This is a genomic window from Paractinoplanes brasiliensis (genome assembly GCF_004362215.1).
In the GTDB taxonomy this organism is placed as follows: domain Bacteria; phylum Actinomycetota; class Actinomycetes; order Mycobacteriales; family Micromonosporaceae; genus Actinoplanes; species Actinoplanes brasiliensis.
Window position 1 is genome coordinate 1,693,819 of record NZ_SNWR01000002.1, and the last position, 13,716, is coordinate 1,707,534.

At 69.8% G+C, this 13,716-nt stretch carries 10 protein-coding genes; 2 read left to right on the plus strand and 8 right to left on the minus strand.

The genetic code is table 11. The features are described from left to right. Nucleotides 1–9: 9 nt before the first annotated feature. The gene (locus tag C8E87_RS39685; protein WP_133878489.1) at nucleotides 10–996 is read left to right on the plus strand and encodes a LacI family DNA-binding transcriptional regulator; all 987 of its coding nucleotides are present in this window, start codon (nucleotides 10–12) and stop codon (nucleotides 994–996) included. Between the two features lie 18 nt (nucleotides 997–1,014). Here the strand turns inward: C8E87_RS39685 and C8E87_RS39690 are convergent, their stop codons facing one another. The 4 genes from C8E87_RS39690 to C8E87_RS39705 form a co-directional block, all read right to left on the minus strand. Further along, a complete protein-coding gene (locus tag C8E87_RS39690) occupies nucleotides 1,015–1,218 on the minus strand; it encodes a hypothetical protein (RefSeq protein WP_133878490.1) in 204 nt (67 codons plus the stop codon). A gap of 44 nt (nucleotides 1,219–1,262) precedes the next feature. Further along, nucleotides 1,263–1,592, minus strand: coding sequence for an ArsR/SmtB family transcription factor (locus tag C8E87_RS39695; RefSeq protein ID WP_133878491.1), 330 nt, complete (start codon nucleotides 1,590–1,592; stop codon nucleotides 1,263–1,265). Beyond that, nucleotides 1,579–2,013, minus strand: coding sequence for an SRPBCC domain-containing protein (locus C8E87_RS39700; RefSeq protein WP_133878492.1), 435 nt, complete (start codon nucleotides 2,011–2,013; stop codon nucleotides 1,579–1,581). The genes C8E87_RS39695 and C8E87_RS39700 overlap by 14 nt, the downstream gene beginning before the upstream one ends. Nucleotides 2,014–2,082: 69 nt before the next feature. Further along, entirely contained in the window at nucleotides 2,083–3,141 is a 1,059-nt protein-coding gene (locus C8E87_RS39705) for a class I SAM-dependent methyltransferase (protein WP_133878493.1), read from the minus strand. Between the two features lie 116 nt (nucleotides 3,142–3,257). On the opposite strand from C8E87_RS39705, the gene C8E87_RS39710 reads away from it, so the two are divergent. After that, nucleotides 3,258–6,914 (plus strand): ATP-binding protein, encoded by a 3,657-nt coding sequence (locus C8E87_RS39710; protein WP_166661434.1) that lies wholly within the window; start codon nucleotides 3,258–3,260, stop codon nucleotides 6,912–6,914. Nucleotides 6,915–6,926: 12 nt separating this feature from the next. Here the strand turns inward: C8E87_RS39710 and C8E87_RS39715 are convergent, their stop codons facing one another. The 4 genes from C8E87_RS39715 to C8E87_RS39730 all read right to left on the minus strand — a co-directional run bounded on the left by C8E87_RS39715 (nucleotide 6,927) and on the right by C8E87_RS39730 (nucleotide 13,646). After that, nucleotides 6,927–7,733 carry a hypothetical protein gene (locus tag C8E87_RS39715; RefSeq protein ID WP_133878495.1) on the minus strand — a complete coding sequence of 269 codons (807 nt, stop codon included), beginning with the start codon at nucleotides 7,731–7,733 and terminating at the stop codon, nucleotides 6,927–6,929. Further along, nucleotides 7,730–9,715, minus strand: coding sequence for a DEAD/DEAH box helicase (locus C8E87_RS39720; RefSeq protein WP_133878496.1), 1,986 nt, complete (start codon nucleotides 9,713–9,715; stop codon nucleotides 7,730–7,732). The genes C8E87_RS39715 and C8E87_RS39720 overlap by 4 nt, the downstream gene beginning before the upstream one ends. Then, a complete protein-coding gene (locus C8E87_RS39725; protein ID WP_133878497.1) occupies nucleotides 9,712–12,393 on the minus strand; it encodes a class I SAM-dependent DNA methyltransferase in 2,682 nt (893 codons plus the stop codon). The genes C8E87_RS39720 and C8E87_RS39725 overlap by 4 nt, the downstream gene beginning before the upstream one ends. A 146-nt stretch (nucleotides 12,394–12,539) precedes the next feature. Then, nucleotides 12,540–13,646: a hypothetical protein gene (locus C8E87_RS39730; RefSeq protein WP_133878498.1), complete on the minus strand. Its 1,107-nt coding sequence runs from the start codon at nucleotides 13,644–13,646 to the stop codon at nucleotides 12,540–12,542. Between the last annotated feature and the right edge of the window lie 70 nt (nucleotides 13,647–13,716).

A 13,716-nucleotide genomic window follows, 5' to 3' on the forward strand; every position in this document is an offset into this window, starting at 1 on the left:
ACTTGCCGGATGGCGCAGAGGAGACCCACGCTGGCCGATGTCGCCGCGCAAGCCGGCGTGTCGAAAGCAGCCGTCTCCCGGGTGATCAACGACGCCCCCGGTGTGTCGGCGCGGACCCGTGAGCACGTACGCCAGGTCATCACGCACCTGGGTTACCGGCCCGACCCGGTCGCCCGCGCGCTCGCCTCCGGGCACGGCGAGGTGGTCGAGCTGGTGATCGTCGACGAGACGTCGGTGTTCGGCACCAGCCCGTACTACGGCCGGGTCACCGCCGGCATCCTGCAGGAACTCGCCGGCAGCAACGCGCAGCTGCGGGTGCACGTCGTCGACGAGCCGAACACTGCCGCGCTGCTCGACCGGATAGCGGCGTCGGTCAGCGTCGGCGTGCTGCTCATCAACGTGCCGCCCGCGCTGGCCGGGGCGTTCTACCGCCGCTGCGACCGGGTGGTGACGATGGGCCCGACGGTGCCCGGGCTCCCGTTCGTCGGGTGCGAGAACGCCGAGGGCGCGTACGCGGCCGTGCGGCACCTGCACGAAACCGGGCGCCGGCGGATCGCCGCGTTGCACGGGCCGGACGGCAACTCCTGCGCCGAGGGCCGCCGCGAGGGCTACCGGCGCGCCGTCAAGGACTTCGACCTGCCCGACATCGCGGTCACGGGCCGGTTCGGCCGCGAGTCCGGTTACGAGCTGACCCGGCGCCTGCTCGCCGAGAACCCCGACTTCGACGCCATCTTCGCCGGCTGCGACCTGCTCGCCACCGGCGCGATGCAGGCCCTCAGCGACGCCGGCCGCCGCATCCCCCAGGACGTCGCCATTGTCGGTTTCGACGACAGCGTGATCGCGGCCTGCGCCAACCCGCCCATGTCCTCGGTCCACCAGCCCGTCGAGCAGATGGCCGCCGCCGCGACCCGCGCCCTCGTCAACCGCCAGATAGCCCAGCACTGGCGCTGCGTCTTCCCGGCCCAGCTCCAGATCCGCCAGAGCACAGCCCCCTGACCCGTACGCCGTCCCCGCTCAGGGCGCCGGGCACGGGCGCGGAGCCGGGTGGGGTTCGATGCGGTCGGCCAGCCGGCGCAGGGCGGATCCGGTCCAGTGGCGCAGGGCGGCGCGGCGGCGGGCCGGTGGAGGGTCGGGCCGGATCGGAGCGTCCGGACGGGCGGACAACACGTTCTGCTTGGTGGTTCTGTCGGCCATGATCATGGCAGCGGGATCGAACATCGCACACTCCCCGGAACAGAGATTCGCCAAGGATCGGGACGCGCTCAGCGCAGGTGGTCGCGCAGTGCGGCAAGGGGGCCGTCCCAGTCGCGGGCCAGGGCGGCCAGGAACTGCTGGGCGACCTTCATGGGGGCGGAGTCCAGGCGGTAGCGGACGCGGCGGCGCTCCCCCGGCTCGGCGACCACCAGGCCCGCCTCGGCCAGCAGGGCCAGGTGCTTGGCGATGGCCTGCCGCGTGATGGGCAGCTTGCCCGCGAGGTCGGTGGCCGTGGCCGGGCCCCCGGCCGCCAGGGCGGCGAGAAGGGCTCGCCGGCTCGGGTCGGCCAGGGCCGCGAAGACCTCCTGCGCCACGGACTCCAGGTCAGAGTTTTCCATCGAGATACGTGACCAGCTCACCCAGTTCGTTCGTCCAGCCCCCGGTGTTGCCCGAGAACGCGGTCTTGTGCTCGGCCTCGGGCAGCTGCGCGAAACCGGACTCGACCATGGTCAGCGTAGTGCCGCCCGCCGACGGCGCCAGCGTGAACTCCACATAGGTGCGCCGCGGGTCGCCGTCGGCCAGCCCGTGGATGGGCCAGGTGTAGCCGAACACCGTGGTCGGCTCGACCCGCTCGATGGTGAGCGTCGCGGTGTCGCCGCTGTCCCACGTGAGCTTGGCCTCGCCGCCGACGCGCAGGTCGACCTCGGCCCGGTGGCCGAACCAGGTGCCCAGCCCCTCGGCCGTGGTCAGCGCGGCCCACACCTTGTCGACCGGGTGGGCGATCTCGAGCGTCCGCTCGATGCGATCGGGAAATGCCATGTCCGTCTCCTCAAGTAGCAACTGACTGGTTGCCATAAAGCTATAGCAACCAGTCAGTTGCGTCAAGGGCTACGGGCGTACGTGGAAAACGAGGTTGAACGGCGTCTCGGCGACACGCTCGAACGAGGCGAACCCGGCCTCCGACGCGACGGCACGCAACCGGGCCTCCCCCGCCTGGGCCCCCAGCGCCGCGCCGACCTCCTGGGACAGCGAGTTCGGCGTGCACAGGAACGTCGAGGCGCCGTAGTACACCGCGCCCACCGGGTTCAGGTTGGCCTCGACCTGGTCGCCGGCGAACGGCTCGACCAGCAGCAGGCTGCCGCCCGGGTCGAGGCGCTCCCGCAGGCTGCGCAGGGTCCCGACCGGGTCGCCCATGTCGTGCAGGGAGTCGAACAGGCAGATCAGGTCGTACGTCCCGGACAGCTCGGCCGCCCGGCCCGTCTCGAACCGGGTCCGGTTGCCGACACCGGCCTCGGCCGCCCGTTCGCGCGCGGCGTCGATCGAACCCGCGTGATAGTCGATGCCCACGAACGTCGACTCCGGGAACGCCTTCGCCATCAGGATCGTCGACGCGCCGAGCCCGCACCCCGCGTCGGCCACCCTCGCCCCCGCACGCAGCCGCTCCACCACCCCGGGCATGGCCGGCAACCACGACTCCGCCAGGTACGCGTGGTACCCGGGCCGGAAGAACCGCTCGCACCCGGAGAACAGGTCGTGGTGGTGCTCGTGCCAGCCCACGCCCTCGCCGGTGCGGAAGGCCTCGATCAGGCGATCCGTCGAGCGCACCGCGGCCAGCATCAGCTCGTACCCGCCGATCACGCAGGCCGGGCTGCTCTCGTCGGTGAGCGCGATCGCCTGTTCCGCCGGAAGCGAGAACAGGCCGTCACCCTCGTACGCCACGTAACCGCCCGCGGCCTGCGCACTCAGCCATTCCCGTACGTATCGTTCGGCCGTGCCCGTACGGGCGGCGAGCTCCTTCGAGCTCATCGGGCCCGCCCCCGCCATCGCCCGGTACAGCCCCAGCTTGTCGCCGATCACGGTGAGCGCCCCGTTGAGCTGCGCGCCGAAGTCACCAACCGCCTTGAACACGAACTCCATCAACCGCTGCTCGTCCACCGTCGTCGTCATGGCCTGTCCCCCTGGTGAAGAAATCGAATGTCGACGCGCAAGGTAGTGACGCCGATTTCCGCCGACTGTCCGCTAGCTGTCCGCACCGGGGACGCGCCGCGGGGAGAATGTCGCGCATGCCCGCCGACCTGCGACTCCACCTGCTGGGCGGCTTCCGAGCGGAAGTCGCCGGCCGTACGGTGGCGGACCACGAATGGCAGCGCAGCGGCGCGATCGGATTGGTCAAGGTCCTGGCGTTGCACGGACCGAGGCTGCACCGCGATCAGGTGACCGATCTGCTGTGGCCGGAAGCGGAGACGACGCTCGGCACGAGCCGGCTCAACAAGGCGCTGCACTTCGCCCGCCGGGTCCTCGGCAGCGACCGTCTGCTGCTGCGCGACGACATGATCAGCCTCGACCCGGCCGGCCTGTGGATCGACGTGGACGCCTTCGAGCAGGCCGCGCGCGACGGTGACACGGCCGGGGCGCTGGCGCTCTACCCCGGTGACCTGCTGCCCGAGAACAGGTTCGACGGCTGGGCCGAGTCCCGCCGCACCCAGCTCCGCGAAACCGTGGTGCCCCTGCTGATCGAGCGCGGCGGCCGGGCCGACCTCGAGCGGGTCGTCGAACTCGATCCCCTGCGCGAGGACGCGTACGCGGGTCTGATGCGTCTCGAGGCGGCGCAGGGTCACCGTCATCTGGCCGTACGCTGGTACGACCGCCTCGCCGAGACGCTGCGCTCCGAACTGGGCGTCGAACCCCACGACGACGTGAAACGCCTGCACGCGAGCCTGACGCCGCCCGCCGCCGAGCCCCGGGTGACCGAGGAACGCAAGCTGGTCACCGTCCTGGACGCGGACCTTCGCGGCGTACGCGGGCAGGCCGCCGACGCCGACCCGGAACGCGCCCGCCGTGAGATCGCCGGGTGGACGGCCCAGCTCACCGAGATCGTGACCCGCTGGGGCGGCGCGGCCCAGCCGGTGATCGGCGGCGGCGTCATCGGCCTGTTCGGCTACCCGGACGCGTGTGAGGACCACGCCGCCCGCGCGCTGTGGGCAGGTCACGAGATTCACGGCCGCTTCCCGATCCCGATCCGCCTGGGCGCCGACACCGGCGAGATCATCGCCCCCGCCGCCGGCGAAGGCGCCCTCCCCCAGGTCTGCGGCGCGGTCCTCGATGCGGCGGCCCGGCTACGGGCTGTTGCGGCCCCGGGCAGCCTGCTGGCCACCGGCCGGACCTGCCGGGCCGCAACCCCGCACGGCACCTTCCAGTTCGCCGCCGAGCCGGCCCGCCTGCCCGGCGAGGCCCCGGCATCACCCGTGGCGCGGACCACGGATGATGGGCGCCGGCTCGTCTCGGCGTCCCGGGCGGTCGCCGAGGACGCCGCCGAGCCGGCCATGGTGGGCCGGGACGCCGAGCTCAGCGCCGTGCTCAGCCTGGTCGACCAGGCCGCCGCCGGTGGGGTTCCCCGGCTGGTCACGGTGACCGGGCCGGCCGGCATCGGCAAGTCCCGCATGGTCCGGGAAGTGATCGCCCGGCGGCCCGGCATGCGGGTGCTGCGCGGACGCTGCCTGGCCGCCGGGGACGGCATCACCTATTGGGCGCTCGGCGAGATCCTGCGGGAGGCGTGCGGGATCACGCTGGCCGATTCCGGCGAGGTCGCGCACCGCCGGCTGCGCGAGGCGCTGGCTCCGGCCCTGCCCGACCGGACGATTCACGCGCTCGCGACGACAGCGGGCATCCGGCTGCCGGGCAATCCGCTCGACGACGCCGACCCGCGCGACGTCGACGACGAACTCGGGCGCGCCTGGCCTCGGCTGGCCACTGCCCTGGCCGTACGGGAACCGCTTCTGCTGGTCGTCGAGGACCTGCACTGGGCCGGCGCGCCCCTGATCGCGATGCTGTCGAGGCTGGTGGCGCGGGCCGAGGGGCCGGTTGTCGTGCTGACCACGGCGCGGCCGGAGTACGAGCAGCCGCAGCCGTCCGACGTCGTCTTCCTGCGCGCGCTTCCCGACGCCGACTGCAGCGCCCTGCTGGAGGCGCTGCCCCACCGGATCACGCCGGAGGACGGGAAACGGATCCTCGCCCGCGCCGACGGCAACCCGTACTTCCTCGGGCAGCTCGCCGCCCACCTCGCCGAGGGCGGCCGTGGCGCCCTGCCCGACACGGTGCACTCCCTGCTGGCGGCCCGGGTCGACGCGCTGCCGGCCGCCGAGAAGCAGGTCCTGCGGCGCGCGGCCGTGATCGGGCGGGTCTTCTGGGCCGCTCCCCTGCACGCCGAACCGGGCCGTCTCGAGGCGCTGGAGAGCCGTGGCCTGATCCGGGCCCGGCCCGCGTCCGCCGTGGCCGGTCAGGACGAGTACGCGTTCCAGCATGCGCTGCTGCGCGACGTCGCGTACGCCGGTCTGCCCCGGGCCCAGCGAGCCGCCGGGCATGCCGAGGCCGCCGCGTGGCTCGAGGAAGTGGCGCGCGAACGTGTCGGCGAGTTCATCGAGGTCATCGCCGTGCACTACGCCGCCGCGGCGGACGGGCCGGACGCCGGCGACTGGATCCGGGGCAAGGCGTTCCGCTCGCTGATCGCCGCCGGGGTGAGCGCCCGCCGCCGTTACGCCGTGCGGCGCGCCCTCGACCTGCATCGCCGGGCCATCCCGTACGCGTCCAACCGCGCCGAACGGGCCGAGGCGCTCGAGGCGATCGGGGACGACCACGAGAGCGCGTACGCCGGCGACGAGGCGATCACCGCCTGGCGGGAGGCCATCACCGCGCTGCCCAAGGACGACCGGCGCGCCCGGCTGTGCCTGAAGACGGCGCAGATGGTGATCGCCCGGTGGGGCGGTTTCCGCACGCCGGCCGACCCCGCGCTGGGCGACCGGGTGGTCGGCGAGGGCCTGGCCGCGGTCACCGACCCGTCGACGAAGGCCCAGCTGCTCGCCTTGCGCGCGTTGTGCGGCGGCCGCTGGGCGTGGACAGGTCACCCCGACCCGGTGCCCGTACGGGAGCGGCGCCGAGCCGCCACCGAGGCGTCCGTGCTGGCCGGCCGCCTCGGTTCGGCCTCGCTGCGCGGCATGGCCATGCTGGGGGTGGCCGCCGTCCACTTCCAGGAGGAACGCTACGAGGACGCCGTCGAGGCCGTGCTGCAAGAGGTCGCGCTGGTCGAACAGGAGGGCCGCGACCGGGACCGCGCGCTCGGCCACCTCATCGCGTGCCTGCTCGTCGGCGGCGTCCGCGGCGAGTACGAGCCGGCGCTGGAGCACGCGCTCCGCTCGTACGAGTGGGCCCGCGCCCTTTCCCCGCACGACCGCCTGCACGGCACCGCGGTGGTCATGATCTGCCTGGAACAGCTGGGCCGCTACGACGAGGTCGACCCCTACCTCGATGAGCATCTGCGCGTGCGGCAGGGCCCGGTGGCCGAGATGTCCTGCCCGTACATCCGCAGCGGCCCCCTGGCCGGCGCGCTCGCCCTGGCCCACCGCGGCGAACCCGGACGGGCCCGCTCGGTGGCCGCCACCGTCACCCCCGACCTCGTCCACCCCGGCAACGCCGAGGTGCTGCGCTCGCGTCTCGCCCTGGCCCTCGGCGACGTCGAAACGGCTCGTTCCCTGGCCGAGCGGATGGTCGGCATGAACCGCCGCCCCGGCCCCGAGGAGATCCCCCACGAGGCCCTGGCCCTGATGCAGGCCCTGGAGGCCTCGGGCGACCGCGGGGCGCTGACAGCTTTCCTCCCTCGCGCTCGCGCCACGTCGAGGTATCTGGCCGTCCTCAAGCGGGAATGCGACCGCGCCGAACAGCGGTGACCGGCGGCCCGTTCAGAGGCCGTCCCGGACGGTGTCCTCGGCGAAGATCTCGGGCGCCTCGCTCGGAACGACGATCTGACCGTGCTCGTCACTCAGCCTGATCCCCAGCGACTGCCGGTACATCGACGACTCGGTGCCGTTCTCGAAAACACATCGGAGCCGCTCGCGCTTGTTCTCCCGCACCGTCGTCTTCTTGTACTCCACCTCGCCGACCTCGGCGACGAAGAGCATGACGCCGTTCAGCACGAAGAAGGCGCCCTCGGCGATGTGGGCCATGCCGGGGTACGGCAGGAGTTTGCTCGCGCCCTCCCGCAGTTCGGCGTGCTTCTGCCGGAAGAGCGGCTCGAACGTCTCGAAGTCGCGGGCCTTCTCGCGGCGGGCGGCCTTCCCGGAGTCGTGGACCTGGCGCCGTGCCGGCAGGCCGGAGAGGTCCAGCAAGCCGGACTCGTCGCCCAGCAGATCGAGATCGTCGCTGTCCAGCAACTCGTCGAGCGACTCCGGCGACTCCGGCGGCGCCAGGAGGCCGAACTCGTCGAGCGGTTGGAGCGCCGCGATCCGGTCCGCGTTCGCGAGGATCCCGTCCAGGCGCGCACCGAGCTTACGTTCGGCGATGTTCCGCGTCGTCGAGCTGGGAACGCGGCCGTGAACACGGCGGAAGTCCACGATCTCCAGGAACGCCCGCTCGAGTCGGTCCTCGGCGGACACCCTGGCCGGCTGCTCGGGCGCATCCAGCAGACCGTCGACGTCGGAGTCGAGGATCGCCGCCAAGCCGGCCGGGAACGCCCCCTCGACCTGTTCGTCGTCCGTACCACCGCTCATGACTCTTCCACCGTCTGTGTCATCCGCGCGGCCGCGTCGCGTTCCTGCTTCTTGCGCTGCAGGTAGAGCAGCACCTCGGCATGCCGTTTCTCGGTCGGGTCGTCGGAGCGGATGCTCGGCCTGCGACCGCCGTTGGCCTTGACCCACTGCCGGATCCTCGGCCATGCCGCCAGCGCTTCGGCCTCGGTCACGTCGACACGGGTGGCGGCGATCGTGTCCGAGATGATCCGCAGCACCGACGGCGTGACGGACTTGGAGATGACCTCGAAGGCCCGCTGGAAGGGGTTGACCGAGTCGATGAGGTTGATGGTGATGTCGTCGATGTTGACGAACTTCTCGGCCATCCTGATGAACCGCTTGTCGCCGACCTCGCGCACCTCGCCGTTCTTGATGACCGAATCCACGACGACCTGCTGGCGCAGCTCCTCGACCTGCGACTCGTCCAGATCGGGGTAACGCTCGCGGATGATCTTCGGGACGAGCACCTTGTTCGTCGTCTCCGGGTCCATCGAGCCGGCGGCAGCCCTCGCGAACGTGTCGTCCTGCAGGATCGTGGCCTTGAGGTCGTTGAGATCGGTCTCGACGATCTGTTTCACCCGGTCGGTGCTGGGTTCCTTGAAGCCCTTGATCGTGATGACACCGGGCAGCCTCGGTTCGTCGTCGCCGCGCTTGGTGGCGAACCGGAAGTTCTCCGCGAGCACCTGCTCCATGAGCAGCGAGGCGGTGATCGCCTTGAGCATGTTGTTCACCGACACCTTGACCTCGCCCACGGAGGCGTCGGGCTCGGCGATGAGGTTGGTGAACTGGGCGCGGCTCTTGCCGGGCGAATCTCGGGTGACACGGCCGATGATCTGGATGACCTCCGTCAACGAGGCCCGGTAGCCGACGGTGAGGGCGTGCTCGGCGAACGGCCAGTCGAAGCCCTCCTTCGCCATCCCGAGCGCGACGATCACGTCCACGGCGTCCCGTTGTTTCGAGGCGACAGTGGACAGGTAGTGCAGGGTGCCGGCGCGCTTCTTCTGGTCGGTGTCGTCCACGAGGTCGGCCAGCCGCAGGATCGCGCCGGTGTCGGACCGCCGGATGGTGATGATCCCGGTGCCGGGATCGGTCGACTCGACGTGGCCGATCGAGTCGATGATGAACCCGACCTCTTCGATCTTGTCCTTGGTCGACTCGCCGGAGTTCACGTTCGGGATGTGGAGGATGGTCTTCTTGTCCAGGTCGAAGACCTCGCCGATCGCGTCGGTGTAGCGCCCCTGATAGAAGTGGTGGCCGATGCCGAGCGAGCGCAGGTGTTCGTAGCCGTTGAGCTGGTCGTAGTAGTTGAAGGTCACCGGCGTGAACCGGGCCTCGTCCTCGGCCGACAACACGGGAACCGAGTCGCCGCGGAAATACGAGCCCGTCATCGCGACGATGTGCACGTCCGAGCCGTTCATGACCCCGTGCAGCAAAGCGCCGAGCCGGCTGGCCTCGATGTCGGCGGAGACGTGGTGGAACTCGTCGATCGCCAGCACCGTGCCGTCGAACGCGTCGGGTGACAGTTTCTCGAAGGCGAACCGCAGCGTCGCGTGCGTGCAGATCAGAACCGGGTCGTGGCCGTTCAGGAAGTCGATGAACGCGCCGACCTTGCCCTGCGAGGAACCGGGGTCGCAGAGGTTGTGCTCCGGCCTGACCTCCCAATCGGCGAAGAACCCGAACTCGGTGAGTTTCGTCGACGAGAACGACGCGCCGATGGATCGCTCCGGAACGGCGACGACGACCTTCTTCCGGCCCTGGTTGTAGAGCTTGTCGAGGGCGACGAACATCAGGGCGCGCGACTTGCCCGAGGCCGGCGGGGCCTTGACCAGCAGGTGCTGGGCGTCCCGCTTGGCGAAGACGCGCTGCTGCATCTCGCGCATGCCCATCGCGTCGGTGTTCACCGATCCGCCGGTGCGGGCGTACGTCACGTCGACGACGTTGATCGGCTTCTTGCCGGTCCTCATGCGGCCACCTCGGCGGTCATGGCCTCGTACAGAGCGAACAGGTCCGAGAGCCTTTGCTCGTCGGTCTCGTACCCCCGCTTGGAATAGAGGGAGTCGACCAGGTCGTCCACGCCGGCATGGGCCGCCCGGAGGTCGGGGGGCATCAGCTGCGGGTCGTACAGCTCGGCGAGCGTCCTCTCGCAGTGGTACTCCCGCACGTCGAGCACTCGGAACGCGGCGACGGTGAGCTCCTCCTTCACGGCGCCGGTGAGCGGCGGCACCGGGAAGTTGTTGTAGACGATCGTGTTCGAGTAGCGGTAGTCGGTCTTCATCTGACCTCCGACCGCGCGGGTCCACGCCACATGCATCGCGGACGTGAGCAGAGCGAACACCCACGGCTCGGCGCCGTACACGGCAAAAGCCAGGTCGGAGATCACCGTGTCGGGGTCCGCGTAGCCGATCGGGATGTACTCACGCCGGGCCGAGGACACCTTCGGGACGATGATCGCATCCGTCGGCCGGTAGCTGATCTGCACGAATCGATGCGCCTGCGCGGCGAAGGCCGCCGTGCTGTCCGCCTTGCTCTCGGACCGGACCTGAGCGACCCTGTCCAGCCGGGCGCGGACGGCATCGATCGATCGAGCCACCGGGGCCATGTCGTCGGGAATCCACAAACAGTAACGCTCGCCGTCCTTGATGAACTCCGACGATCCGGTGTAGCGCTTGATGAACTGTGCGCTGGCCGGGTCGGACGCCAGCATCTCGCGGCGCTCGCCGGGCGACAGCACAAGCCCTCCGCCGTCGCGCGGCATCGACCCGAACACCATCTCGGGCAGTCCGGCGCCCAGCGGCCTCTTCCGTCGCTCGATCACGACGTCCGCGCCGTCGGCCAGGTAACCGTTGATGTTGGTGGCCGCAATCCGCAGATCGCCGGTGTACAGGTACTTCGGCGCGGCTGACCTGTTGCGCAGGCTGATGACCGCCACGGTGACGCCGGCGTTGCGCTTGGCGTTGTTCTCCCACTTGAACGACGTGTAGGCGTACCCGATCTCGACGCCCCGGGCGAAGATCATGGGGAACATCAGCCCGACGTGCTCGCCCTGCGAGACGGAGTTGGTGGTGACGAACGCCAGCTGGGCGCCGCTGCCCGCGATGTAGTCGGCGCCCTTGACGAACCACAGCGCGATGTAGTCCAGGTTCTTGTTGAAGGGCCGCCCGCCGAACACGAAAGGGAAATCGGCCTTCATCTGCGCCGTCTGGGCCTTGGCGCCCTTGTACGGCGGGTTACCGATCAGGTAGATCTCACCGCCGTCATTCGGGCAGATGTCGTTCCAGTCGACGCGGGCCGCGTTGCCCCGCCGGATCTTCCCGGTCTCCTTCAGCGGGATCAGCGGGATCGAGACGTTGAACTTCTCCTTGAACTCGGTGTTCATCTGATGCTTGGCGATCCACAGCGACAGGATCGCGATCTCCGAGGCGAAATCGGCCAGCTCGATGCCGTGGAAGTTCTCGATGCTGATCCTCGACTCGGTGAACAGCACCTGATGCCTCGGGTCGAGCCGGGCCAGGCGTTCCAGAATGGCGTGTTCCAGCTTGCGCAGCTCCTTGTAGGCGATGACGAGGAAGTTGCCGGACCCGCACGCGGGGTCGAACACCCTGATCGCGCTGATCCGATCGAGCAACGCCTCCAATTTGCGGACGGAGTCGAAACCGGCGTCGAACTGTTCCCGGAGGCCGTCGAGAAACAGCGGTTCGATGGTCTTGAGGATGTTCGGGACGGAGGTGTAATGCTGCCCGAGATTGCTCCGTTCCTCGGGGTTGACCACGGCCTGGAACATGGACCCGAAGATGTCCGGGTTGATCTCGCGCCAGATCAGCGTCCCCGCCTCGATCAGCAGGTCACGAGCCCTTTTCGTGAAAGCGGGTATCCCCTGGTTCGGATCGGCCGCGAAAAGCCGCCCGTTGACATACGGGAACGTGGCCAGGTGCCTCGGCTTGTCCTCGGCGTGCTCGGTGTCGAGCGCGAGGAACAGATCGGTCAGGAAATCGGCGACGTCCGAGCCGTCGGGCTGGGTGTGTGACCCGACCGCGTTGGTGAACTGGTTCTCCCCGAAAATGCCCGTGTCCTCCGCGAACAAGCAGAACAGCAGCCGCGTGAAGAAGACGTTGAGGGCGTGGCGTCCGTTCGGCCCGTCGAGCAGACCGGGGTTCGCGCCGAGCAACTCGTCGAAGAGCTTGCCCATCCGCTCCGCCGCCCTCACATCGGCGTGCGCCTCGGCGACGTACTGCGCCTTCTCCATGCCCGCCCACGGCAGGAAGAAGGTGAAATGCTGGTGGATGTCCCGGATCGGGATCATCAGGTTCTCGCCGGTCTTCGTGTCGACGGCGAGCAGCTCGAGATAGTCGGTGACGATGACGAAACGGGTCCGGTACCTGACCACCGTCGGCGAGCTCTTCAGCTCGTCGATGACCGCGAGCGGGTCGCCGGTCGTCTCCTTGAAATAGACGACATTCTTCTGCGCGACCTCCGTCGCCTTGTCGTCGGCGACGTTGAGGGATCCGTTGCGCAGCCGGGTGACGTTGGCCTGCGGTTTCCCGTACGCGAGCAGGAGCTCGAAGATGAACTCGCGGTCGTAGGACTCGCGCCCGCCGAGAGGAGCGACGCGCTCCGCCACGGCCCTCAGGTTGAGCCTCGCCATGGAAATTCCTCTTTCGCGCACGCACTTGCACCGTGGGCTGCCTGCCCCGGTTCGGCCGTCCGCTCCCGGGCGCTGATCCACTGGTCAGCCCGCCGGGGTAGCCTAGTCGCCGCCGGGGGCGCGGGACGCAGCACCATACCGAAGGGTCAGTCGAACACCAGGCCCCACTCCCGGCCGCCGTGCATCCGCCAGGCGAACGAGTGAGAGGCCGGCGCCCGTACGTCGCGCAGGCCCGGCTCGTCCGTGATCTCCAGCTCGAAAAGCGCGGCGCCCTCATGCCGGCCCCTCGTCCTCCTGAAGATCAGATAGCTGTCGTCGTAGGTGTCGATACCCACGCTCTCGGGCAACGGCAGATCAATCTTGTCCATGCTGTTGGCCCCGACGCGGACATTCCGCACCACCGCCGGAAATCCGGGCACACGCAACGCGACCTCGCCGACAATTCCCACCGTCTCACGCGGCTGAAGGTGAAAGAACCGGCTCGTCCTGAGCGGCACATCGATCTGGTTTCCCGGCCTGTCACGTCCCCGGTTGCGGGTGACCCGATCAACTCGAACGAAGAGGGCGTCGGCCTCCTGGAGCCGCCCCGGCAGATCCGGCGGAACGGGCCGGGCACGAACCTGCCGGGCCGCCTCCGTCGAATCCTCCGGTGGCGAACCGAAGCCGGGCGCGGCGCGAACGATCTCCGCATAGGCGGGGGCGAGGTCACCGGCCGGGTCGGCCCCGTCCCATACGGTCTCGAACCAGTCGAAGGTCTGCTGCCAGGCCGCCGGCCATGCTGACGGCGACAGTGTCGTGAGCGCCACCGCCATTTCACCGCCCGTGCTCATGCCACTTCTGGTGAGGTTCCCCGACCCGATCACCAAACCCGCGGGGCCGCGTCCGGCCGCGCGGTAGAAAGTCCAGGCTTTGCTGTGAAACGGTACGCGTGGCACCAGGCCGGGGCGTCGCAGAACCTCGGCCCCGCGAGGGATACGAACCTCGGCGTTCGGAATCCGCCCGATCCTCTCGAAAACGGCCGGCTCGGTGGTGCCGAAATCGATACTGATCAGAAATCGCTTCCGCCATTCGCGCCAGCCGGCAACAGTCGCCAGGTAACCCTCAAGAATGTCAACACCCGCGGCGCTGGCATAAGCCACCGCGACATCCATGTGGTTGACGCCCGGAATCGAAGAGCCCCTGACCACGGCCTCGGCGATTCCGCCGACCTTGCCCACCGTCGAGTCCTGCAGATGAACCGAGAATGCCGGCATGAACGTCTTCCTGGCGAGGCGACCGCAACCCACCCGATGCTAGTACGGCAGCCGCACTTCGTGTGCCATG

Excerpts from the sequence above, each read along its gene's own strand:
- C8E87_RS39685 (WP_133878489.1), top strand. The coding sequence starts at position 10 with ATGGCGCAGAGGAGACCCACGCTGGCCGATGTCGCCGCGCAAGCCGGC.
- C8E87_RS39690 (WP_133878490.1), bottom strand. The coding sequence starts at position 1,218 with ATGTTCGATCCCGCTGCCATGATCATGGCCGACAGAACCACCAAGCAG.
- C8E87_RS39695 (WP_133878491.1), bottom strand. The coding sequence starts at position 1,592 with ATGGAAAACTCTGACCTGGAGTCCGTGGCGCAGGAGGTCTTCGCGGCC.
- C8E87_RS39700 (WP_133878492.1), bottom strand. The coding sequence starts at position 2,013 with ATGGCATTTCCCGATCGCATCGAGCGGACGCTCGAGATCGCCCACCCG.
- C8E87_RS39705 (WP_133878493.1), bottom strand. The coding sequence starts at position 3,141 with ATGACGACGACGGTGGACGAGCAGCGGTTGATGGAGTTCGTGTTCAAG.
- C8E87_RS39710 (WP_166661434.1), top strand. The coding sequence starts at position 3,258 with ATGCCCGCCGACCTGCGACTCCACCTGCTGGGCGGCTTCCGAGCGGAA.
- C8E87_RS39715 (WP_133878495.1), bottom strand. The coding sequence starts at position 7,733 with ATGAGCGGTGGTACGGACGACGAACAGGTCGAGGGGGCGTTCCCGGCC.
- C8E87_RS39720 (WP_133878496.1), bottom strand. The coding sequence starts at position 9,715 with ATGAGGACCGGCAAGAAGCCGATCAACGTCGTCGACGTGACGTACGCC.
- C8E87_RS39725 (WP_133878497.1), bottom strand. The coding sequence starts at position 12,393 with ATGGCGAGGCTCAACCTGAGGGCCGTGGCGGAGCGCGTCGCTCCTCTC.
- C8E87_RS39730 (WP_133878498.1), bottom strand. The coding sequence starts at position 13,646 with ATGCCGGCATTCTCGGTTCATCTGCAGGACTCGACGGTGGGCAAGGTC.